Annotated in this window: 21 protein-coding genes; 7 read left to right on the forward strand and 14 right to left on the reverse strand. The window is 65.2% G+C overall.

The window, feature by feature from the left end:
• Positions 1 to 66: 66 nt before the first annotated feature.
• Complete coding sequence (locus ATI53_RS08265) at positions 67 to 870, reverse strand: alpha/beta hydrolase (RefSeq protein ID WP_009502828.1); 804 nt, start codon at positions 868 to 870, stop codon at positions 67 to 69.
• Entirely contained in the window at positions 867 to 1,856 is a 990-nt protein-coding gene (gene meaB / locus ATI53_RS08270) for a methylmalonyl Co-A mutase-associated GTPase MeaB (RefSeq protein ID WP_111550175.1), read from the reverse strand. Before meaB ends, ATI53_RS08265 begins: the two co-directional genes overlap by 4 nt.
• A gap of 286 nt (positions 1,857 to 2,142) precedes the next feature.
• On the opposite strand from meaB, the gene ATI53_RS08275 reads away from it, so the two are divergent.
• Positions 2,143 to 2,835 (forward strand): metal-dependent hydrolase, encoded by a 693-nt coding sequence (locus ATI53_RS08275; RefSeq protein ID WP_034451507.1) that lies wholly within the window; start codon positions 2,143 to 2,145, stop codon positions 2,833 to 2,835.
• A gap of 58 nt (positions 2,836 to 2,893) precedes the next feature.
• Positions 2,894 to 3,877 (forward strand): GT-B fold glycosyltransferase domain-containing protein, encoded by a 984-nt coding sequence (locus ATI53_RS08280; protein ID WP_111550176.1) that lies wholly within the window; start codon positions 2,894 to 2,896, stop codon positions 3,875 to 3,877.
• Positions 3,878 to 3,905: 28 nt separating this feature from the next.
• Here the strand turns inward: ATI53_RS08280 and ATI53_RS08285 are convergent, their stop codons facing one another.
• From ATI53_RS08285 to ubiA, 4 genes are all read right to left on the reverse strand, one after another.
• Positions 3,906 to 4,559, reverse strand: coding sequence for a histidine phosphatase family protein (locus tag ATI53_RS08285; RefSeq protein WP_009502832.1), 654 nt, complete (start codon positions 4,557 to 4,559; stop codon positions 3,906 to 3,908).
• A 254-nt stretch (positions 4,560 to 4,813) separates the two neighbouring features.
• On the reverse strand, positions 4,814 to 5,140 hold the full coding sequence (locus tag ATI53_RS08290; protein ID WP_111550177.1) for a hypothetical protein: 327 nt from the start codon (positions 5,138 to 5,140) through the stop codon (positions 4,814 to 4,816).
• A complete protein-coding gene (locus ATI53_RS08295; RefSeq protein ID WP_009502834.1) occupies positions 5,137 to 7,056 on the reverse strand; it encodes an OmpA family protein in 1,920 nt (639 codons plus the stop codon). Before ATI53_RS08295 ends, ATI53_RS08290 begins: the two co-directional genes overlap by 4 nt.
• Before the next feature lie 60 nt (positions 7,057 to 7,116).
• Positions 7,117 to 8,085: a 4-hydroxybenzoate octaprenyltransferase gene (gene ubiA / locus ATI53_RS08300; RefSeq protein ID WP_111550178.1), complete on the reverse strand. Its 969-nt coding sequence runs from the start codon at positions 8,083 to 8,085 to the stop codon at positions 7,117 to 7,119.
• 12 nt (positions 8,086 to 8,097) lie between these two features.
• Between ubiA and ATI53_RS08305 the strand changes: the two genes are divergently transcribed.
• The 4 genes from ATI53_RS08305 (at position 8,098) to ATI53_RS08320 (ending at position 11,556) form a co-directional block, all read left to right on the forward strand.
• Positions 8,098 to 8,820: a 16S rRNA (uracil(1498)-N(3))-methyltransferase gene (locus ATI53_RS08305; protein WP_034451508.1), complete on the forward strand. Its 723-nt coding sequence runs from the start codon at positions 8,098 to 8,100 to the stop codon at positions 8,818 to 8,820.
• Between the two features lie 13 nt (positions 8,821 to 8,833).
• Positions 8,834 to 9,598, forward strand: coding sequence for an endonuclease NucS domain-containing protein (locus ATI53_RS08310; protein ID WP_111550179.1), 765 nt, complete (start codon positions 8,834 to 8,836; stop codon positions 9,596 to 9,598).
• On the forward strand, positions 9,595 to 10,119 hold the full coding sequence (locus tag ATI53_RS08315) for a hypothetical protein (RefSeq protein ID WP_009502838.1): 525 nt from the start codon (positions 9,595 to 9,597) through the stop codon (positions 10,117 to 10,119). The genes ATI53_RS08310 and ATI53_RS08315 overlap by 4 nt, the downstream gene beginning before the upstream one ends.
• Positions 10,120 to 10,185: 66 nt before the next feature.
• Complete coding sequence (locus tag ATI53_RS08320; protein ID WP_009502839.1) at positions 10,186 to 11,556, forward strand: glutamate--cysteine ligase; 1,371 nt, start codon at positions 10,186 to 10,188, stop codon at positions 11,554 to 11,556.
• A gap of 48 nt (positions 11,557 to 11,604) precedes the next feature.
• Here ATI53_RS08320 and ATI53_RS08325 read toward each other — a convergent pair whose 3' ends face one another.
• The 3 genes from ATI53_RS08325 to ATI53_RS08335 all read right to left on the reverse strand — a co-directional run bounded on the left by ATI53_RS08325 (position 11,605) and on the right by ATI53_RS08335 (position 13,641).
• Positions 11,605 to 12,192, reverse strand: coding sequence for a DUF805 domain-containing protein (locus ATI53_RS08325; protein WP_111550180.1), 588 nt, complete (start codon positions 12,190 to 12,192; stop codon positions 11,605 to 11,607).
• A gap of 595 nt (positions 12,193 to 12,787) precedes the next feature.
• The gene (locus ATI53_RS08330) at positions 12,788 to 13,276 is read right to left on the reverse strand and encodes an ATP-binding protein (RefSeq protein ID WP_009502841.1); all 489 of its coding nucleotides are present in this window, start codon (positions 13,274 to 13,276) and stop codon (positions 12,788 to 12,790) included.
• A gap of 26 nt (positions 13,277 to 13,302) precedes the next feature.
• On the reverse strand, positions 13,303 to 13,641 hold the full coding sequence (locus tag ATI53_RS08335; protein ID WP_009502842.1) for an STAS domain-containing protein: 339 nt from the start codon (positions 13,639 to 13,641) through the stop codon (positions 13,303 to 13,305).
• Positions 13,642 to 13,735: 94 nt separating this feature from the next.
• On the opposite strand from ATI53_RS08335, the gene ATI53_RS08340 reads away from it, so the two are divergent.
• A complete protein-coding gene (locus ATI53_RS08340) occupies positions 13,736 to 14,908 on the forward strand; it encodes an acetyl-CoA C-acyltransferase (RefSeq protein ID WP_009502843.1) in 1,173 nt (390 codons plus the stop codon).
• Positions 14,909 to 15,028: 120 nt separating this feature from the next.
• Here ATI53_RS08340 and ATI53_RS08345 read toward each other — a convergent pair whose 3' ends face one another.
• The 5 genes from ATI53_RS08345 to ATI53_RS08365 all read right to left on the reverse strand — a co-directional run bounded on the left by ATI53_RS08345 (position 15,029) and on the right by ATI53_RS08365 (position 21,553).
• Positions 15,029 to 16,405, reverse strand: a complete 1,377-nt coding sequence (locus tag ATI53_RS08345; RefSeq protein ID WP_009502844.1) for a TRAP transporter large permease — start codon at positions 16,403 to 16,405, stop codon at positions 15,029 to 15,031.
• A gap of 4 nt (positions 16,406 to 16,409) precedes the next feature.
• Positions 16,410 to 17,099: a TRAP transporter small permease gene (locus ATI53_RS08350; protein ID WP_009502845.1), complete on the reverse strand. Its 690-nt coding sequence runs from the start codon at positions 17,097 to 17,099 to the stop codon at positions 16,410 to 16,412.
• 200 nt (positions 17,100 to 17,299) lie between these two features.
• Positions 17,300 to 18,310 carry a DctP family TRAP transporter solute-binding subunit gene (locus tag ATI53_RS08355; RefSeq protein WP_111550181.1) on the reverse strand — a complete coding sequence of 337 codons (1,011 nt, stop codon included), beginning with the start codon at positions 18,308 to 18,310 and terminating at the stop codon, positions 17,300 to 17,302.
• A gap of 277 nt (positions 18,311 to 18,587) precedes the next feature.
• The gene (locus tag ATI53_RS08360; protein WP_009502847.1) at positions 18,588 to 19,811 is read right to left on the reverse strand and encodes a sigma-54-dependent transcriptional regulator; all 1,224 of its coding nucleotides are present in this window, start codon (positions 19,809 to 19,811) and stop codon (positions 18,588 to 18,590) included.
• On the reverse strand, positions 19,808 to 21,553 hold the full coding sequence (locus tag ATI53_RS08365; protein ID WP_170134543.1) for a sensor histidine kinase: 1,746 nt from the start codon (positions 21,551 to 21,553) through the stop codon (positions 19,808 to 19,810). Before ATI53_RS08365 ends, ATI53_RS08360 begins: the two co-directional genes overlap by 4 nt.
• Between the last annotated feature and the right edge of the window lie 33 nt (positions 21,554 to 21,586).

Consider the following 21,586-nt stretch of genomic DNA (forward strand, 5'->3'; position numbering starts at 1 on the left):
TCGCGCTTCTCTAGCCGCATGACAGTTTCGCGTCAACCCTCCCGTGGGGGGCTTTTGCGCAGGCGCTTATCCCTTGTCCACAACCGGGACCGCCCCGGCCTTCAGCGTCCGGAACCGGTCGGCAAGCGCGGGCCGGTCGCGCCGTCGGGCAACCCTCGCCATATGCGCGTGATAACTTGGCGAGCAGCGCCGCCCCATCCGGTGCAGGGCGATGACCTGCGCCGCGTCCGGGCCGCCGTGCAACAGCTGCGCTTGCAGATCGGGCAGGCTGCCCGCCTGCCGCAAAACCCGCGTGGGCGGGTGCCCGCCCCCGGCCAACCGGCAGATGCGCAAGCCCTGAAACAACCCCTGCGCCAGCCGGGCGTGCGCCAGATCGTTGGAAACGAAAGGATCGCACAAAACGATTCCCGCCATGTCGCGGTTGGCATGGCGCGCAAGATTCCCCGCCGCCTGGTCGAACCCGGACGATTCGTCGCGATAGCGCGTGTCGAAAGGCACCACCTCGGGGTGGATCGACACTTGCGGCGCAATGGCGATCACCTGCGCGACCCCCAACACCCCCGAAAACCGAAACGCGCCGTAACCCCCCATGGAAAACCCCATCGCCACGACACGCCTGTAGCGCGGCGCCAAAGCCCGCAAGGCGATTTCCATCGCAGATGTTTCGCCATTGATGAACCAGTCGTTCCACAGGCTCTGGATATGCAGATGCGCATATCCGTGCGACGTAAAGCTGCGCACCGGGCGCGCCTCTTCGAACTGACCCTGCGTGCCCACCCGCTGGCGGAAACTGACAAAAAGCCGCCGCCTGTCGCCCTTGAACAGATCGGCGCGCAGCAATGCGCCGTCAAAGACGCGCGTCGCCTTCATGTGGGCAGGCTTTCCCCGAGATAGGTTTCCAGCAATTCATCCGCCGCCAGCTCGGCACTGATCTGCCCGGCCTCGACCTGTGCCGCCAGCGCCGCCATGGCGCCCTTGACCGGCTCGCGGCGCAGCCGGGCCAGCAGGCCCTCGCGCACTTCGGCCTCGAACCAGAACCGCGCCTGCTCGGCCCGGCGCCCGGCGAAATGCCCCGTCTCGCGGCGCCAGTCGGCAAGCGCGTTGATTTCGGCCCAGGCGGTCTCCAGCCCGCGTTCCAGCGCGGCGGAAACGGTGAGCGCCTTGGGAAAGCCCTCGGGGTCCTGCGGACGCTTGCGCAAAAGCCGCAGCGCCCCGGCATAATCGGCGCAGGTCCGGGTGGCGGTCGCCTTGAGATCGCCATCCGCCTTGTTGATCAGAATAATGTCGGCGGTCTCCATGATCCCGCGCTTGACCCCCTGCAATTCGTCGCCCCCCGCCGGGGCAAGCAGCAGCAGGAACAGATCCGACATCTCGGCCACCACGGTTTCCGACTGCCCCACACCCACCGTCTCGATCAACACCACATCGAATCCCGCCGCCTCGCACAGCGCGATCGCCTCGCGGGTGCGCCGCGCCACTCCGCCAAGATGCGATTGCGCCGGTGAGGGTCGGATGAACGCCTGGCGCGACCGGCTCAGCCGCTCCATCCGGGTCTTGTCCCCCAGAATCGATCCGCCCGTGCGCGCCGAGCTCGGGTCCACCGCCAGCACGGCCACCCGAAGCCCCTGCGCCACCAGCATCATGCCGAAACTCTCGATAAAGGTGGATTTTCCCACGCCCGGCGTGCCTGAGAGCCCGATCCGCATCGCCTCACGCCCTGACCCGCGCAACCGTTCAAGCAAGGCACGCGCCATCGTCTTGTGATCGGCCCGTCCGCTTTCAACCAGCGTGATCCCCCGCGCCAGCGCCCGCCGTTCGCCCGCCAGGATGCGCTCCGCCAGATCCTCGATATCCATGCTGCCGCTCCTCATCCTTGCCGCCCCGAAAGAACCCCCAAGCCGCGCCCTTGTCCAGACCCGATCCCCCAGCCGCTATGTCCATCCTGCCTCCGGCGGGAGTTTATCGGGCAAGATGAAGGTCAAGCGCTGCGCCCCGGCTTCATCTTGCCCGATAAACTCCGGGGGGCCGAAAGGGCGGGGGCAGCGCCCCCTCGACGCCGGAGCATGCACAGGTCTGCCCCCTTTACCGCAGCGCCCCATGCGCTACCGTCCCGGCTGGCAGTATATTCCGGAGGACACCTACATGAAAATCACATGGCTCGGCCACGGCAGCTTTCGCTTTGAAATTGCGAGCGAGGTCATCCTTATCGACCCCTGGCTGTCCGGCAACCCGATGATGCCCGAGACTCGCCGCGCCGAGGCGTTGCAGGGCGCGACGCACATCCTCATGACCCACGGCCATTTCGACCACACCGATGGTCTGGTCGATCTGGCCAGGGAAACCGACCTGCCCGTGTCGGGGATGTTCGAACTGATGTCGGTGCTCGAAGCGCAGGGCGTGACGGTCGCGCACGCGTTCAACAAGGGCGGCACGGTCATGCTCGGCGATGTCGCCGTAAGCATGGTGCCCGCCTCGCACAGCTCGTCGATGGCGGTGGACGGCACACAGCAATACACCGGCGCCGAGGTCGGTTATGTCATCCGCGGCGACGGGCACTGCATCTACTTTTCGGGCGACACCACGATCATGGCCGACATGGCCTGGATTGGCGAATATTACGCGCCCACCATCGGCATCCTGTCGGCGGGCGGCTACTACACCATGGACATGGAAATGGCCGGCTGGGCGGCAAAAAAGTACTTCGACTTCAAGACGGTGATCCCGATGCATTATCGCACCTTCCCGGCGCTGGAGCAATCCGCCGAGGTGCTGGAGGCCGAGCTTCCGGGCGTGCGGGTGATCGAACCGCAGGTTCTCGAGCCGATCGAATTCTAAGGCGGCTTTCTCGCCCGCTCCCGCGCCCCTATAGTGTCGAAAACCAGAGGGCGCGGGCATGAGCGGGCAAGCTTTCAACGTGATGATCGTCGGCCAGGCGGGCCGGTTGCAGTACGAAGCCGTGCTGTTCGCGATGTCGCTGGCGCTGACAACGACCAACGTCAGGCTCTTTGTCGCCGAACCGCAGCAAGGTGATCTCTGGGACAGCGATCCGCGCATCAAGGACCCCGAAATCCGGTCCATCCTCGAAGACCACGGTGCGACGTTCCTGCCGTTTGAAAACCGCCACTTCGGCCAGTCCTATCCCTATGGCAACAAGATCGAGGCGCTGCTTGCCCTGCCCGAAGCCGAACCCTTTGTGTTCTTCGACACAGACACGCTGGTGTTGTCAGACCTCTGTGCGGTGCCCTTCGATTTCGCCCGCCCCACGGCGTCGCTGCGGCGCGAGGGCACCTGGCCGCGCATCGAACTTTACGGGCCGGGGTATCACGACACCTGGGCCGCGCTCTACCACCGCTTCGGGCTGGATTTCCAGTCCAGCCTCGACCCCCGCTGGCCGGATGAATACTGGCAGCGGTACCTGTATTTCAACGCGGGCTTTTTCTTTTACCACTGCCCGCGCCGGTTCGGGCAACGGTTCCTGGATTACGCGCTGTCGATCCGCGACGACCCGCCCCCCGAACTGGTCTGCCAGTCCCTTGACCCCTGGCTCGACCAGGTGGCGCTGCCACTGGTCATCCAGTCGCTGGGCGGCGGGCGCGACACTCTGCCCGGAGGGGCCCTGGACGGGTCGGTCACCTGTCACTATCGTACCTTCCCCCTGCTCTACGCGCGCGAAGACGAATCGGTGATTCGTATGCTCGAAAACATTGCCGCGCCGAACCGCATCAAGCGCGTGCTGAAGCAGCACGAGCCCCTGCTTCGCACGCTTTACCAGGGGCGCGGCTGGAAAGCGCGCGCGCTGTTCGATCGCGACGCGCTGCCCAGAGGCGAGCAGGGATTCCGCAACCGGCTTAAACGCGAAGGGTTCTGGATGCGCTGAACGGGCGCTCACCAAAGGTCCGCCCGGCTTACAGATGCGTGCGCTGTAACGATCGTGCGGCGCCCTCAAGATGCGGCACGCTGTTGAACTGGGTCAGCACCAAGCCCGACGGCATCGGCTGAAACCGGTGCAAAGAGCTGTTCTCGATGGCAAGACAGGCATTCGCAAGCGCCCCCATCCCCAGATCCATCGTCAGCCGCATCGCCATCCCGATGACCCCGCCCGACGTCACCACGACCGCGCGCCCGTCGCCGCCGGCAATGTCGTGCAGCACGTCGGACACCCGTGCCTGAAAGGCATCGAACGCCACCGGCGCGCCCTCCAGCGCACCCTCGCGCCAAAGCCCCAACAAACGCGGCATATGCAGCGAGAACTCCTCGCGGCAGGTCGGCATCGCGACCCCGTGCTGCACCTGGCAAAGCTGGGCCATGGTGAAATACTCAAACTCGTCAAGACGCGAATCCACCACAAGCTCAAGTCCCAGCGCCATCTCTTCGGCGGTCTCCCGGTGGCGTCGCAGCGTTCCGCAATAGCCCCGCGCAAACTGCTCTCCGCTGTCGCGCAGATGATCCCCGAGCCAGCGCGCCTGCTGACGCCCCAGCGCGCTCAGCCGGTCATAGGACAGCTCGTCGCGCGCCGCGGTATTGGCCTGCCCGTGACGCACCAGCGTGATATGAGACATACGGCACCTTCCTTTTGACCGCCTGATACGAACCGCGCCCGCAAATGAAAAGACGTTGCGCGCAAACCCTGGCACCTGTCGCCGCGGCTCCGCGTTCGTCACGGAATCGCAGCCGCCGCAACGTGCCGGCATATGTCGCAGTCACCCGCCAAGGGCGCCAGACGGCCGATGCATCCGCCGCAAGGCGGATCAAGGCTCCCCTGCGCCGCGGAACGCGGCCCCTTGTGTGAAAGACATCCCATCGCGGCGGAGGGTCAGCTGCCCTGATGGCGTTCGATCCACGACCGCATCTCTTCGGCCTCGTGACGCGCCTCGCGCAGGCCTTCCATCGCGGCGGACAGTTCCGCCTCGGTCTGGGTAAGCTGGTTGGTCAGTTCGGCCTCGCGCTGCTGCAGATAGGTGATTGCCTGGTCGCGGGTCTCTTCGGCCTCGTGCAGTTCCTGGCTCATGCGCTCCAGCTGGTCCACATCCGCCTGGCTGATTCGCTTGAACCGATTCACAAGCCAGTTCGAAAACCACCCCATGCAGAAAGCCACGAAGAGAATGATCGCCGTGGCGATCACGAATTCCGTCCTGTTCATTCCCCTGCCTCGTCCGCACCGGCACCTGCTCCGGTGGCGTCGGTATCGCCCGTGGGGGCGCCGTCTTCAAGCTCTTCCAGCGTGGTCGGGGTGTCTTCGGCCGCCTCGGGCTGGATCAGCCGGAATTCGATCCGACGGTTGGCCTCGCGACCCTCTTCGGTGTCGTTCTCGGCGATGGGGTGCTCTTCTCCGTACCCTTTCACGCGGTAGGCGGCGGTCAGGACGTTGCGGTTGCGCAGCGCATCCAGCACCGATTGCGCCCGGTCCTGGCTCAGCTGCTGGTTCATCGTCTCACGCCCCTGGCTGTCTGTGTGCCCCTGAATTTCCAGAGGAATGTCGCCGCACAGTTTCAACAGCTTGCCGATGTCGTCCATCACGTCCTTGGCCGACGCATCCAGATTGGCCGAGCCCGGCTCAAAGGTGATCTTGCGGTCGCCGACGATCTCGACGATCTGGGATTCGCATTGCTCGGGCGTCGGGATCCCCAGATCGGGATCGAGCTTTTCCCGATAGGTCACGTCGATCTGAAATTCCGCCTGATCGCCCAGCTTGTCCGCCAGCAGCACCGAAATTTCGTCGTTCGCGTCCTGGTTGCCGGTGTTGCCGGTGACGCGCACAAGATCCGGCGTGACCCGGACGGCGCCGTTGGACAGCTCGCCCAGGGCTTCGATCGCGGCAAGCACCCGCGTCGACCAGGCCTTTGGCAGGTCTTCATCGACCCGCGCGGCGGTGTAGACAGCGCTTGATCCGAACTGCGCCCGCGCCAGGCTGTCCACCGTCTGACGGGTGATTTCGCTGTTCACCCGGCCCCGCAGCTGCACCGATCCTTCGGGCGACAGCGTGACAGTGAATTCGCGCAGGCCCTGTTCGGAGGCGTCGGGGGTTTCGGGCAGCACCGCATGCAGCGCAAATACCTCGGGCAGACCGCTTTCCAGCTCGCCCACCACCCGGTCGAACAGCACCTGATCGGTGCCCTCATCCGCCAGCAGCGCGATATCGGCGTTGGAAAACGTGACAGACCCGTGTCCCAGTTCGGACAGCGCCCCGATCGCCATGACCGCCGCTTCCGCCCAACGCCCGGACGGAACCCCCAGGCCCAGCCGGCAGCTGGCCCGCCTGCTCGCGCCAACCGCCTGCGCGGCGCCCAGGATCATGGCACGCGACGCTTCGGTATCCGCCGAACAGGCATCAAAGCGCGGGCCGGTTTCGTCGATCAAAAAGCGCAGCGTGAACGGCGTGATGACCGGGCGCGGCGCCGACAGGTCCAGCACCAGCGACACGCCCTGCGGCACCCGCCGTTCCAGATCCGCGCGCAGGCGGCGGCGTGCCTCGACGCTTTCGGTCATCGCCTTGATCGCCACGGTACCGGCGCCGACCGACACCTTGGACCGCGGCAGTTGCGCCAGCGACCGTTCGGCATAGCGCAGCGCAGCGTCCCAGCCTTCGGGCGGGGGAAAATCGGCGGTTTCCAGCAGGTCCGACACCTCGCCCGTTTCGCCCACGGTGGCGCGGAACCGTTCCAGCAGGGCATCCAGATCGGTCGATGCGGGCACCAGCCCGATCACCGAGAGGCCGTCATCGTTGCGCAGCACCTCGATCGAAAACCGCGGCGGGCGGATCTCGGCCGGTTCGGCCACCAGCATCTGGTCGATCACCCGCGCGCTGTCCACCACGCGCCCCGCGACCGTCACGGCACGAAAACGCGCCGCTTCGTCCGGGGCCTCGCCGATCAGGAAGACCTGCAACCCGTTGACGTCGACCTCGGCCCAGTCCAGCTCTTCCAGGTTCAGTTCGGTCTCGACCCCCGCGCGCGAGCTGTTCTCGACAAGGTGCAGACCGAAAAAGGCAAGAAGCACGCACAGAAGGGCCGCGCCGACCAGCGTCGCAGCGGGAATTGCGAGTCGTGACAGGTGCATGGGGCCCCTTTTCCTTTTATCGTTTCCCGACCTGATACGCCGCAGCCCCCCGTGGCGCAATCACACCAGAAGCGCGATGGCGAAAAACAGCACGGGCAACAGCCCGGCGTCGCGGTTGGCGCGAAACAGCATGAGCAGCCGGTCGTTGTCATTCAGGTCCAGCTTGCGCATCTGCCAAAGCATGTGCCAGCCGAACGCCCATGGCCCGGCAATCAGCAGGCCCAGCCTTGCAAACGCGTCCTGCGGCACCGCCAGCGCGACCGCCCCCGCCATCAGCGCCACCGCGATTACAAGGAACCCGGTCAACCAGCGCGGGGTGGCGGCGTCTCCGAACAGGCGCGCGGTGGATTTGACCCCGATCAGCGCGTCGTCTTCCTTGTCCTGATGGGCATAGATCGTGTCGTAAAACAGCGTCCAGGCCATGCCCGACAGGTACAACAGCACCGCAGGCAGCCCCAGAGTTCCGCTGTGCGCCGTCCAGGCCAGCAACGCGCCCCAGTTGAAGGCGATCCCCAGAAACACCTGCGGCCACCAGGTGAACCGCTTGGCGAACGGGTAGATCGCCACCGGCAGCAGCGACAGCACGCCAAGGCCGATCGCCGTGACGGGAAAGGTCACGAGGATGCCAAAGGCGACCAGGCACTGGATCACCGCCCAACCCAGCGCCCGCCGGGTCGTCACCTGCCCCGAAGGGATGGGCCGCGATGCCGTGCGCGCCACGCTGGCGTCGATATGCCGGTCGGTGATGTCGTTCCAGGTGCAGCCCGCGCCGCGCATCAGGAATGCACCGATGCCGCACCCGGCAAAGATCCAAAGGTCGAACCACCCGGCCCGCCCGTCCGCCGCCATCGCCAGCAACAACCCCCACCAGCACGGCAGCAGCAACAGCCACGTTCCGATGGGGCGGTCCGCCCGGCTCAGCCGCAGATATGGGCGCGCAAAGGCAGGCGCGCGCCGGTCGACCCAGTTGCCGCGCACCGCGTCGCGGACCTGTCCATCTGCCTCTGGCCTTGTTCCGGTGGGGGACATATGGTGCGCCTCATGACTGCGAAGGTTCGACTGTTTGTAGATCACCCGCTTGGGGCGGGACAACCTGTCCCGCTCGACCGGGATCAGGCGCATTATCTCTTTTCCGTGATGCGGCTGTCCAGCGGCGCGGCGCTCAAGCTGTTCAACGGGCAGGACGGCGAATGGCTGGCCGAGGTTTCCGAGGCCGGAAAAAAGGGCGGAGCGGCGATCTGCACCGCGCCCCTGCGCGACCAGTCCATGCCCTGCGACCTGTGGCTGCTGTTCGCACCGATAAAAAAGGCGCGCACCGATTTCATCGTGGAAAAGGCGGTCGAACTGGGCGTGTCGCGCATCCTGCCGGTGCAGACGCAATTCACCAACTCCGATCGCATCCGGCAGGATCGCCTGCAAGCCCACGCCATGGAAGCCGCCGAACAATGCGGCGCGCTGCACGTCCCGCAGGTGGGCGACCTGACCCGGCTCGATCACCTGCTGTCCAACTGGCCGACCGAGCGCAAACTGCTGTTCTGCGACGAGGCCGAGGCCGGCGCGCGCGCGCCGGCACTGTCCGGCGCCCCCGCCCCCGCGGCGATCCTTATCGGGCCAGAGGGCGGGTTTTCCGACGCCGAACGCAACCGCCTGCACGCGATGGATCAAACCCGTGTCATCGCGCTGGGGCCGCGCATCCTGCGCGCCGACACGGCGGCGGTCGCGGCGCTGACCCTGTGGCAGACGACCTGCGGAGACTGGTTTTAAGGAGTGAACGTGAATGGACCCCAAATATCCCTCCTGGCTGAAAGCGCAGGGTTATCAAGACAATACGTGTGTTGCGCAATTGCATCGTGTTCAGCGTGTCGAACAGTATTATGGCTCTTTGGACGAGGCGCTTGAAACTGGTCAATTCGAAGCGATCATCGGCGAGCTTAGCTATTCAATGGATGATGAACGCCACGCCCGCGCCAACCCATCCAAGATTCCGTTTCAAGGCAACATCCGAAATAATCTGGCTTCCTACAAAAACGCAGCGATGCGATATGCGACATTCGCGCATAACCCTGATTTGGAAGACAGATCCGTGCCGAATCTCGTCACGCGAAGAGGATCGCAGGAATGCGAAGATACGTCATCGGCAGCAATCGAGACGCCAGAGAGACAACGGTTGGCCCTTGAACGTGACATGCAAGTCGCGCTTCGCCGGGACATTGCCCAACTGGACCCCACGCTAGAGATCATCGACGAGGGTGCCGAACACTCGGTCGACAGCGGCTTTATCGACATTCTCTGCAAAAATCGCGACGGAGATATTGTGGTTGTCGAACTCAAGGCCGGAAAATCGGACAGCCGCGTCATAGCGCAAACCCTAGGATACATGGGGGATCTGATAACAGAAAACCCTGAAACCCCCGTGCAAGGGATCATCGTGGCTCATGACTTCGACAAGAGGACCATCGCTGCAGCCCGTGCGGTCGCCGGGCTAAAACTGGCACGCTACGAAGTCGCTTTCAGCTTTGTCTTCGAAGACGACTTCAGATGATCCGCCCCGAAGCCCGTGCCGCCTTTGCCCGCTGGTCCGAGGCGATGTGGGGCGCCGCCATCCTTGCGCTGGGGCTGTACTGGGGCTTTTTCACCGGGGGTGGCCTGCTGCACTGGCTGGGCTTTGCGGTCGCCATCGCGGGCGCGCTGCTGGTCGTCGCGGGCATCCAGCGCGGGCGTTTTCGTACCGGCTCTGGCGGGCCGGGCATCGTGCAGATCGTCGAGGGCCGCATCGTCTATATGGGGCCGCTGTCGGGCGGGGTGGCCGATCTGGACACGCTGACCCGGCTGGTGCTGGACCCGACCGGCAAACCCGCCCGCTGGATGCTGCATCGGAAAGATCAGCCGGTGCTGACGATTCCGGTCAGCGCACAAGGCGCCGAGGCGCTGTTCGACGCCTTTTCCGCCCTGCCCGGACTTCAAACCGAACGCATGCTTTCGGCGCTGAATGGCGCACGCGCCGAGGCGGTCACTGTCTGGCAGTCCGCTTCGTGCAAATCCACACAGCTGCGTCTGCATTGACATCGGCGGGCGCAACACCCAATCGTGCCTTTCAAGCCACACAGCCACCAGCGGAGCGCCCCCAACATGTCCATCCCTCAGACCGGCGGCGGGCCGATCGAAAACCAGTCCCAGCTTGCGGAATACCTCGAAGCGGGCAGCAAGCCGGAAGCCGACTGGCGCATCGGCACCGAGCATGAGAAATTCGGCTACCTGACCGACACCCACGAACCGCTGCCCTATGACGGGCCGCGTTCCATCGTCGCGGTGCTCGAAGGGCTGCGGGATCGCTACGGCTGGGATCCGGTCACCGAAGGCGGCCATCTGATCGGCCTGACCAAGGACGGTGCCAACGTGTCGCTGGAACCGGGCGGCGCCCTGGAACTGTCCGGCGCCCCGCTGGAAACCATCCATCAGACCTGCGACGAGGTGAACGAACACCTGCGCGAGGTCAAAAGCATCTCCGACGCCATCGGCGTTGGCTTCATCGGACTTGGCGCCGCGCCCGAATGGAAACACGACGACGTATCGCTGATGCCCAAGGGGCGCTACAAGCTGATGGATGCCTATATGGACAAGGTGGGTACCTCCGGAAAGGTGATGATGCGGCGCACCTGCACCGTTCAGGTCAACCTCGATTTCGGTTCCGAGGCGGACATGGTCAAGAAAATGCGCGTGGCCCTGGCCTTGCAGCCCGTGGCAACCGCGCTGTTCGCCAACTCGCCGTTTTTCGAAGGCAAGCCCAACGGCATGAAAAGCTACCGCAGCTATGTCTGGCGCAACCTCGATGCGGACCGCACCGGCATGCTGCCCTTTGTCTTCGACGAGGGCTTCGGGTTTGAACAGTATGTCGATTACGCGCTCGATGTGCCGATGTACTTCGTCTACCGCGATGGCAAATATATCGACGCGCTCGGCCAGTCATTCCGGGATTTCATGAAGGGCAAGCTGCCCGCGCTTCCCGGAGAGGTGCCCACCCTGTCGGACTGGGCCGATCACCTGACCACGATCTTTCCCGAGGCCCGGCTGAAGAAATTCATCGAAATGCGAGGCGCCGACGGCGGACCGTGGCGGCGGCTGTGCGCCCTGCCCGCGTTCTGGGTCGGGCTGACCTATGACGGTACGGCGCTGGATGCGGCCTATGATCTGATAAAGGGCTGGGACGCGCCCACGCGCGAGGCGCTGCGCGTCGCGGCGGCGGATCAGGCGCTGGATGCCGTGGTCGAAGGGATCTCGATGCACGACCTTGCGTCACGTTGCATCGACATCGCCGAAGCGGGCCTGAAATCCCGTGCCCGTCCCGGCGCCGGTGGCCTGCTGCCGGACGAGACCCATTTCCTGAACGCACTGAAGGAAAGCACCGAAAGCGGCAAGGTGCTCGCCGACGAAATGCTCGATCATTACAACGGCGACTGGAACGGGGATCTTGGGCGCATCTACGCGGCCTACAGCTATTGACCGACCGTGCGCGCGGGTGCGCCTGACGGACCCGCGCACACGCCGCGATCAGGGGGTGCCGCTGCGCGAAATGTTGCGCATGAAATAGTCATGCACTTCTTGCTTGCGGCGCGCGGTCTCGTCCGCCGATCGTTCTGCGTTGCGCTGAAGAAGCACGGCGTAGGAATCGAGCGGGCTGGCGACGTGCCTGCTTTTCCCGGCGCGCCGGCCTTGCGCGTCAAGCCTGTTGGGTCCGCCCCGCCACGGGTCACGCGGGGGGCCCCATTCGTTGATCTCGGGCCTGGACGGCATTGTCAGCATGCCCAGCAGCACAATCGGCCCGACCAGCGGAATCCACTGAACCAGAATCCACCATGCGGACCGACCGCTGTCGTGCAGGCGCCGCGCCATGGAACTGAGGCTGGGCACAAAGGTCAGGATCATCATGATCGGCGACCAATAGGTCAGCGGGTTCAGCGTGGGCCGGCCTGTCAGCGAAAGCGATGTCGCCACCGTTTTGAGATCGGCAAAGGCCGCGACGCCCATCAGCGCGAACACCACCGTGTTGGGCCACCAGTATTCCGAACGCGCCGCGCGTCCGCCAAAGCGAAAGGCGCCCAGCAGATAGGATTCGAAGGCGGCGATGGGACCATGCATACGGGCGTCTCCCTGTCCCCTGCCCGGCTTTGCCGCCGGTTGGGGTGTCTTGGTGGCTTTGGTAGAGCGTGCCGCGATCGACGGCGAAAATGCGGCGAATGCGGGTCCATTCGGCGCGATATGGTTCGAATGGCGCCGTATAACCGGGGCTGGGCCGACGATCTGCACCTAGGGGTATCCTGCACCTGGGGGAATGAAGTCCTCGACGCCATGTACTGGGTGGGGGCTGAAAACGACGTGGCGCCGAGGGAAGCCATATGCAGCTACCCCTTCGTTCTGGCCCGGATTTCAGGCGAAAATAGGTTGGCGCGGGGGCGTTGTTGCGACCGCTCCGATGGGGCTGCGATGGCCGCGCACTGGCAAGCCGAGAGGCGCCGGAACACAGCGGGCCACCCGCGCGCGGCAGGTCAAGACCAGTCCAATGATGTGGGGGGAAGTACCTCGGCGCCACGCACTGGGTGGGGGCTGAAAAGGCGTGACGCCGAGGGAAGCATATTGCAGCTACCCCACCTTTATCGCCGCTCAATCGGGCGGCATTGCGATGGGATTGCGGCGCTTTCAGGGTCATTCCGCCCGCCCCCCGCGACGCCGCGTGTCAGCGCAGGTCCTGCTGCGCGCCCTTGATGCCTTCATGGGTGTGGCGGCAGATGCGGATTTCCAGCCTGTTCTCGTCGTTTTCACGGCTGTAGCAGATGTCTTCTGCCAGGGTGCGGATCAGATACCAGCCGAACCCCCCTTCGGGCAGATCATCGCAGCGATTGCCAAGTTCGACGATGCGCCCGGCAGGGATCCGGTAGTCCGGCATCGCCGTGCCGCGATCCTGCAAGGTCAAATCGGCAAACTCCGGCCCCGCCGTCATCCGCAGCATGATGCCGCCATCCGGACACTCCGAATAGGCGTGTTCGACGATGTTGTTCAGGGCTTCGGCCAGCACAAGTTCAACCACGCCGCAGGCCGCAGCATTCCACCCAAGCCGATCAAGCACGCCCGAGATCTGATCGAGCACGCCGCGAACCTTGCGCGCCGTGCTTGCAAGCTCGGTTTCGAAAATCACCGGTGTTGCGGGTATGGGATTGTCCACCATGACGGCTACGCTCCTGCGCAAAGCATTCAAAGCGCGCTTAACCCCTTTGCCGCTTCGACGGATTCGTGAATGACGAAAATCGTATCCATCCGCGTCATCCGGAACACCTTGTCCACCATCGGGCGCAGCGCCGCCAGGTCAAGCTGTTGATCCTTGCGCAGCGCCTTCATGGCGGCGACGATGGCGCCAAGCCCGCTCGAATCGATGAAATCCACCGCGCCAAGATCAAGCACCACGCGTGCGGTGGCGGGCGAAACCTGCGTGCGGACCGCATCCTTGAACTGAATGGCCACTGCGGCATCGATCCGAGCTTCATCGACCCGGATGATCTGGGGGTCGCCCGCCTGGGTCACGGTCAGGTGCATGTGTTCGTCCTGTGTTGCCTTGCTTCCATCGCAGGCTAGACGGCATTCCTTACCATTCGGTATGCATGTGCCATGACATCGGGGAGGACCAGTCATGAGCGATATCGTGATAACCGGCGCCGCGCGCACCGCCATGGGCGGATTTCAGGGCATGTTCGACGGGCTCGGCGCGCCCGATCTGGGCGCGGCCGCGATCCGCGCGGCGCTGGCCGCGGCGGGGCGTCCGCAGGTGGACGAGGTGCTCATGGGCTGTGTGCTGCCCGCGGGCCAGGGCCAGGCACCGGCCCGCCAGGCCGCGCTCAAGGCTGGGCTGGGCGACGACGTCCCCGCCACCACGCTCAACAAGATGTGCGGCTCGGGGATGAAGGCCGCGATGATGGCCTTTGACCAGCTGCGCCTGAACCAGACCGGCGCGATCGTGGCGGGCGGCATGGAAAGCATGACCAGCGCGCCCTACCTGCTGCCCAGAATGCGCAACGGCGCCCGCCTCGGCCATACGCAGGCGATCGACCACATGTTCCTGGACGGGCTGGAAGACGCCTACGACAAGGGCCGCCTGATGGGCACCTTCGCCGAAGATTGCGCCGCGGCGTTCGGGTTCACCCGCGCGGCACAGGACCAATACGCCGTGGCCTCGCTCGACAACGCGCTTGCCGCCGAACGGACCGGCGCCTTCGATGCCGAAATCACCCCCGTCACGATCCATGCCCGCACTGGCGAGGAAACCCTGACGCGCGACGAACAGCCCGGCCGCGCGCGCCCCGAAAAGATCCCGCAGCTGAAACCGGCCTTTCGCAAGGACGGCACGGTGACGGCTGCCAACGCCTCGTCGATCTCGGACGGCGCGGCGGCGCTGGTACTGACGACGCGCGCCGCCGCCGACGCATCCGGCGCTCGGGCCCGCGCGCGGATCATGGGTCATGCGAGCCATGCACAGGCCCCCAACCTGTTTCCCACGGCCCCGATTCCCGCCACCCGCAAGCTGCTGGAGCGCATCGGCTGGAAACCCTCGCAAGTCGATCTGTGGGAGGTGAACGAGGCCTTCGCCGTGGTGCCCATGGCCTTCATGACCGAAATGGGCCTGCCGCGCGACGTGGTCAACGTGAACGGCGGCGCCTGCGCCCTCGGCCACCCCATCGGCGCCAGCGGCGCGCGAATCATCGTCACCTTGTTGCATGCGCTGGAAACACGCGGACTGAAACGCGGAATCGCCGCCATCTGCATCGGCGGCGGCGAAGGCACGGCCATCGCGATCGAACGGCTCTGATCCCGGCGCGCGGGCTTCATCTTGCCAGATAAACTCCCGCCGGAGGCATCCCGCCCCGACAACGAAAAGCGGCGCCCCGGACAGGGCGCCGCCACGGCCACCAGAATCTGCGAAAAGCTGCTAGTTCGTGATGATCTCCGGCCCCATGAAGGTCGTCGGCAACCAGGTCGACAGGATCGGGATGTAGGTCACCATGATCAGGAACACGAAGAGCACCGCAAGGAACGGCAGCGCCGCGCGCACCACGCTCATCATCGGCATCCCCGCCACGCCCGAGGTCACGAACAGGTTCAGCCCCACAGGCGGCGTGATCATCCCGATTTCCATGTTCACCACCATGATGATGCCCAGGTGGATCGGGTCGATCCCCAGCTCGATGGCGATGGGAAACACCAGCGGCGCCACGATCACCAGCAGGCCAGAGGGTTCCATGAACTGCCCGCCGATCAGCAGGATCACGTTGACGATGATCAGGAACACGATCGGACCAAAGCCCGCGTCCAGCATCACCGCCGCGATCTGCTGCGGGATCTGTTCATCGGTCAGCACATGCTTGAGGATCATCGCGTTGGCGATGATGAACATCAGCGTGATCGTCAGCTTGCCCGCCTCGAACAGCGTGTCGCGGGTGTCACGGTGAAAGAACGCCGTGACCAGCGCGATGGGCTTGCGCCACAGCGGCGTGTTGCGTTCGCCGTTCCTGCCCGCCAGCGGCCCCATGTCGCAATAAACGAAGTTGGCGATCAAGAAGGCGTAGACGGCGGCCACCGCAGCGGCCTCGGTCGGGGTAAAGATCCCGCCATAGATGCCGCCAAGAATGATGACGATCAGAAACAGCCCCCAAAGCGCGTCGCGCCCGGCGACAAACACCTCGCCCCAGCCCAGCCAGTCGCCCTTGGGCAGCTTCTTGACACGCGCCATGATATAGATGGCGATCATCAGCATGGTGCCGGCCAACAGGCCCGGAATGACGCCCGCAAGGAACATCCGCCCCACCGACACGTCGGTGGCCGAAGCGTAGACAACCATCACGATGGACGGCGGGATCAAAATGCCCAGCGTGCCGGCGTTGGCGATCACACCCGCGGCGAAATCCTTGGTATAGCCGACCTGCCGCATCCCCGCGATGACGATGGATCCGATGGCCACCACCGTCGCCGGCGACGACCCCGAAAGGGCGGCAAACAGCATGCACGCAAACACGCCCGCAATCGCCAGACCGCCATGCATGTGGCCCACCAGCGCAATGGAGACCCGGATGATCCGCCGCGCCACGCCGCCCGTCGACATGAAGCTTGACGCCAGGATAAAGAACGGGATCGCCAGCAGCGTGTAATGCCCCGCCATCGCCTGATAAAAGCTCTGCGCGACCGAGCTGAGCGAGGTGTCCGACAGCACCAGCAGAAAGATGACCGACGACAGGCCCAGCGATACGGCGATGGGCACACCGATCAGCATCAGCCCGATGATGCAGACAAACAGAAGTACGACGTCCATGCGATCAGTCCTCGCGGTTCATGTGGGCGACGTCCTGAACGGCGTCTTCGGCTTCGTGGCTGACGATCAGACTGTCCTGCGCGCCGGTCCACACCCGCACACCCGCCTGAACGAAGCGCACCAGCAACAGCAGCGCGCCGAACGGCAGCATGACATAAGGGATGAAGCGGGGCAGCTTTTCGTAAGGCTCGCCCTCGTTGATCATCGGCTCGATAAAACGCAGCCAGTCGGGCATCGGAATGTCGACGACCTCGTACCAGGACCGGTAGGACGTGCGCGACATCTCTTCGAACCCGGTCGGGAACCAGCGCCCGGTGGTCTGCGGCAGGTTGGCGAAATTGGCCCAGTAATCCCAGGCGCCCTTCATCAGCAACGCGGCATAGACGATGCACAGCACGGCGGCAATGATCGCAAGCGCCCGGCGCACCGTCAGGGGCACAAGGTTGGTCAGCGCGTCGACCCCCAGATGTGCCGTCGTCTTGACCGCATAGGAAATGCCGAACAGAACCAGCCAGGCGAACAGGATCGTGACCGCCTCCAGCCCCCAGATAAGACCCGTGTTGAAGCCGTAGCGCAGCACGACATTGACGAAGGTAATAAGCGTCATGATCCCGAGGATCACCGCGATCGCGGTTTCCTCGATCTCGTTGACCATGCGGCCAAGCGCGCTTTGGCTTTGGGAATGACTGGACATGCTGTCCCCCTTGAGCTTCCGGGCCCCGGCCCCGGCGCCTGTATACGGTATGATGACATGGTATGAAAAAAGGGACGGCGGACCCGTCCCCAAGAATGGGCCCCAGGAACCGGCCCCCAAGGGTCGGCCCCCGGGAATCGGCCCACGGGAATCGACCAGCCCCGGTTTCGCGGGGCCGGCCGGGAACGCATGGGATCAGGTCAGCCCTGGACGTCGGCGTTGATCGCCTGCGCCGCGTCGATGTTTTCCTGGCCCACGTCGTCGGTGAACTTTTCCCAGACCGGCTTCAACGCGTCGACCCAGGCCTGGCGCTGCTCGGGGGTCAGCTCGCGGATTTCGGCGCCCGCGTCCAGAACCGCCTGGCGGTTGTCGGCGTCGACTTCGGCGATGGCGGCGTTGCGCTCGGTGGTGACCTCTTCGAGGATGGTGGCAATCTGGGTGCGCACGTCATCGTCCAGGCTGTCCCACCAGTCGGTCGAGGTCACGACCATGTAATCCAGCACGCCGTGGTTGGTTTCGGTGATGCCGTCCTGCACTTCGAAAAACTTCTGGCCGTAGATATTGGACCAGGTGTTTTCCTGTCCGTCGACAACGCCGGTCTGAAGCGCGCCGTAGACTTCGGAGAACGCCATCGGCTGCGGGCTTGCGCCCAGCTGTTCCATGTTTGCCTTCAGCACTTCGGAGGGCTGCACGCGGAATTTCAGACCCTTGGCATCCTCTGGCGAGATCAGCGGCTTGTTGGCCGAGAACTGCGTCAGGCCGTTGTGCCAGAACTGAAGACCCAGCAGACCGCGGCGGGTCATGGATTCCTTCATGGCCTTACCGGTTTCGCTGTTCTGGAAGGTGTCCACGGCGTCCATGTTCACGAACATGAACGGCAGGTCGAAGATGCGGAACACCTTGGTGAACTGCTCGAATTTCGACAGCGACGGCGCGGCCATCTGAACGTCGCCGTTCAGCATCGCCTCAAGCACCTGATCGTCGTTGTAAAGCGTCGAGTTGGGATAGACCTCCATGCAGGCGGTGCCGTCCATCTCGTCGTTGATGCGCTGTTGCAGCAGCGAGGCGGCGATGCCTTTGGGGTGCTTGTCGGTGTTGGTGACATGGCTGAACTTGATGACCATCTCGCCGTCGTCGCACGCGGCGGTGGCGCTGCCCGCGCCGGCGGTCAGGGCGGCGGCGGCCACGGCGGTCATGAGAAACTTTTTCATCGTTATCCTCCCGAAAGTGATGATCCCGAGGGCTGGCTCCCCTGCCTGCCCTTCACCAACGAGATGACCGCCATGCGCGACGCGCATCAAGTCCTGGTAAAGAAAGAGTGATGAATTCAACGAAATGCATTTTGCTACAATGCATTGCGCCCCATACTTCACACAATTCGCGCCGCGGCGCGACGTCAGGCGTGCGTAAATCCGCACATACCGCCCCGCTTGCTGTGCGGTTTTCCGCACATACGCGCCAGAAGTCCGGGCCGCGCCGACGCCCGCGTCAGCGAAAGCTTTCGGGTTTCAGCGCGTATTTGGCCAGCTTGTCGTAAAACGTCTTGCGCGGCAGCTTGAGCGTTTCGGCCGCGGCACTTGCCTGCCCGCCGGTGCGCCGCAGCGCATCTGCCAGAAGCGAGCGTTCGACCTGGGCCAGACGTTCCGCAAGGCCAAGCCCCTCGTCGGGCCGGTCTTCGCCAAGACCCAGCACAAAGCGCATCGCCGCCGACATCAGCGCGCGCGCATTGCCGGGCCAGTCGCGCGCGATCAGCCCGGCGATGACCTCGTCCCCGATGGCAGGTTCGGGCAGACCCGATTGCTGGGCGGCCTGCGCCACATAGTGGCGAAACAGCACGGGGATGTCTTCGGGGCGGTCGGCCAGCGCGGGGATGCGCAGTTGCATCACCTCAAGCCGGTAATACAGATCCGCCGAAAACCGCCCCTGATCCAGCAGTGCGGCAGGGTCTTCGATGGTGCCGCCGATCAGCGTGGCGCCGCCCTCTTCCAGCAGATCGTGAAGCGCAAGCTGGCTGTCCATCGGCAACGCGCCGATTTCGTCCAGAAACAGCGTGCCGTCCGCGCAGGCCTCCCAGGCGGTGATCAGCCCGGCCCGCGCCAGCCCCGCCGCCGAGCGTTTTTCAAACGGCCCCTTGGCGCGCGACGAACACAGATGCACCACCTCGGCCACCTTCGGGATGCCCGCACCCCGAGCCCCCCGGATCAGAACATCGGTTCCCGCGCGGGCGGCGGCGCGGGCCTGCGCGCGCAGACCTTCGGATTGCGCCGAGATGCCAAAGATCATCCGCGCGGCCGGATCGCCGGTGTTCAGCTGCGCCTTGAGTCGGCGGTTTTCCAACACCAGTCCGCGCGTGCGCAACGCTCGTTCGATGACCGAAATCAGATCGGACGGCGCGCAGGGCTTTTCCAGAAAATCGAACGCCCCGGCGGACATCGCGCGCACGGCCATCGGAATGTCGCCTTCGCCCGTCAGCAGGATCACCGGCAGTTCGGCGTCCTGTTCATGGGCGTAATCCAGCAGATGAAAGCCGTCGCGCCCCGGCATGCGGATGTCGGACACGATGACGCCCTCGAAGCGGGCGCCGATCAGGTCCTTTGCCTCGACAAAGCTGCCGGCGGTCACCGCGTCGAACTCCGCCAGTTCCAGCGTCTGGCCCAGGGCCTCGCGCACCGCCGCGTCATCGTCGACCAAAAGCACCCTGCGGATGGTCATTCCGGTTCCTTTGCCTGCAAAAGCTCGATGGTAAACAGCGCGCCGCCGCCGTCCAGGTTTTCACCGCGCAGCCTGCCACCAAAGCCTTCGACGATGCCATGGGAAATCGACAGACCCAGACCCATGCCTTCGTCGCTGCCGGTTTCCTTGGTGGAATAGAACGGATCGAAGATGCGGCTGGGGTCCGTGATGCCGGGGCCGGTGTCGCGCACGGTCAGCCGCACAAGCCGGGCGGCATCGTCATGATCGGCGCGGATGGTGATGCGGCGGGTGGCGCTGTGGGCCATGGCGTCCATCGCGTTGGTCAGCAGGTTGACCACCACCTGCCCCAGCCGCACGTCACCCGCCATCACCACCGTGGCGCGATCGGGGCGCTTCCAGTCGACCTGCACGCCGCTTTTGGCGATGCGCCGCCCCAGCACCTCAAGCGCGCCTTCGACGACCGCCGCCAGCCCGACCCGGCGCGCCGGGTCGGGAGCGGCCCGCGCAAAGGCGCGCAGGTTCTTGATGATGCGCCCCATGCGGCTTGCCATGTCGCTGATCCGCCCGAGGTTTTCGGCGGCGCGTTCGGGCTTGCCACGGTCCAGGAATGCCGCGCCGTTTTCGGCAAAGCTGCGGATCGCCATCAGCGGCTGATTCAGCTCGTGGCTGATGCCCGCGCTCATCTTGCCCAATGCCGACAGCTTCGACGCCTGTACCAGTTCGGCCTGGGCGCGGCGCAGCGCGGCCTCGGCATCCTGGCGTTCGGCGATTTCCCGGCGCAGCGCGGTGTTGCTTTGTTCCAGCGCGCGGGTGCGGGCGGACACATGTTCCTCAAGTTCGGCATTGATCAGCGCCAGCGCGCGGCGGCGTTCCACCGCCAGCCACAGCAGCGCGCCAAAGAACAGCACCACCGCCGCGACCACCGCCGCCTGAAGCCCCGCAAGCCGCATCGCCGGAGCGACATCGACCAGCAGCGCCCCGGTCATGCCGATCACCGGCAGGTCGATCTGCAAACGCAGCGCGCGTGGGGGAATATAGGGTGAAAACCGCTGCACCCAGACAGTGTGGCCGCCGGGATGCGCAAGGGCGACCTCTTTCACGACGCCGTCGGCGGTTTCCACATGCGCGCCGTTGCGCCGCCAATGCAGCAGTTCGGACCGGTTGGTGGCCACGATTTCGCCGCTGGCATCGGTAAAGAACACCGCCGGAAGCGAGCCGCGCCAGACCTGTTCCAGCCGCGCAAGGTCCACCCCTACGATCAGCACGCCCTGCACCGCCCCCCCGACGCCATAGCTGGGCGCGGCGAACCAGAAGGCGCGGTCGATCCCCGGCGGCCCGCTGCCATGGGCGATCCCCAGCGCCCCGTCCAGCGCGCGCTGGTAAGGATCGCCCGCCAGCACCCAGTCCGGCAAGCCCTCGCCCGATCGTGCAAGCACCCGGCCCCGCGTATCCACATAGACCGCCACGGCGGCGCCGGACCGGTCGGCGGCGCGCAGCAGCACCGCGTCCGCCTCGCGGCGCGATCCGCCCCAGTGCAGCGCATTCAGCGCAGGGTGATCGGCGGACAACACCGCGAATTCGCGAAACCGCTGCAATTGCGTGACCAGCCGGTCCGAGGCCAGTTCCAGATCGCTTTGACCGCGCGCCGCCACCGGCCCCAGCGCCTGCACATAGCCCGACCGCCAGACCGCGCCAGACAGCAACGCCGTCGCCACGAGCGCGATCAGCAGGGCACGTCGGTTGCGGGGCGGGACTGTCATGCCCTTCCCATAGCAACCCCGCGTCACACAGAA

The organism is Salipiger aestuarii, from assembly GCF_003259905.1.
Lineage (GTDB): Bacteria > Pseudomonadota > Alphaproteobacteria > Rhodobacterales > Rhodobacteraceae > Salipiger > Salipiger aestuarii.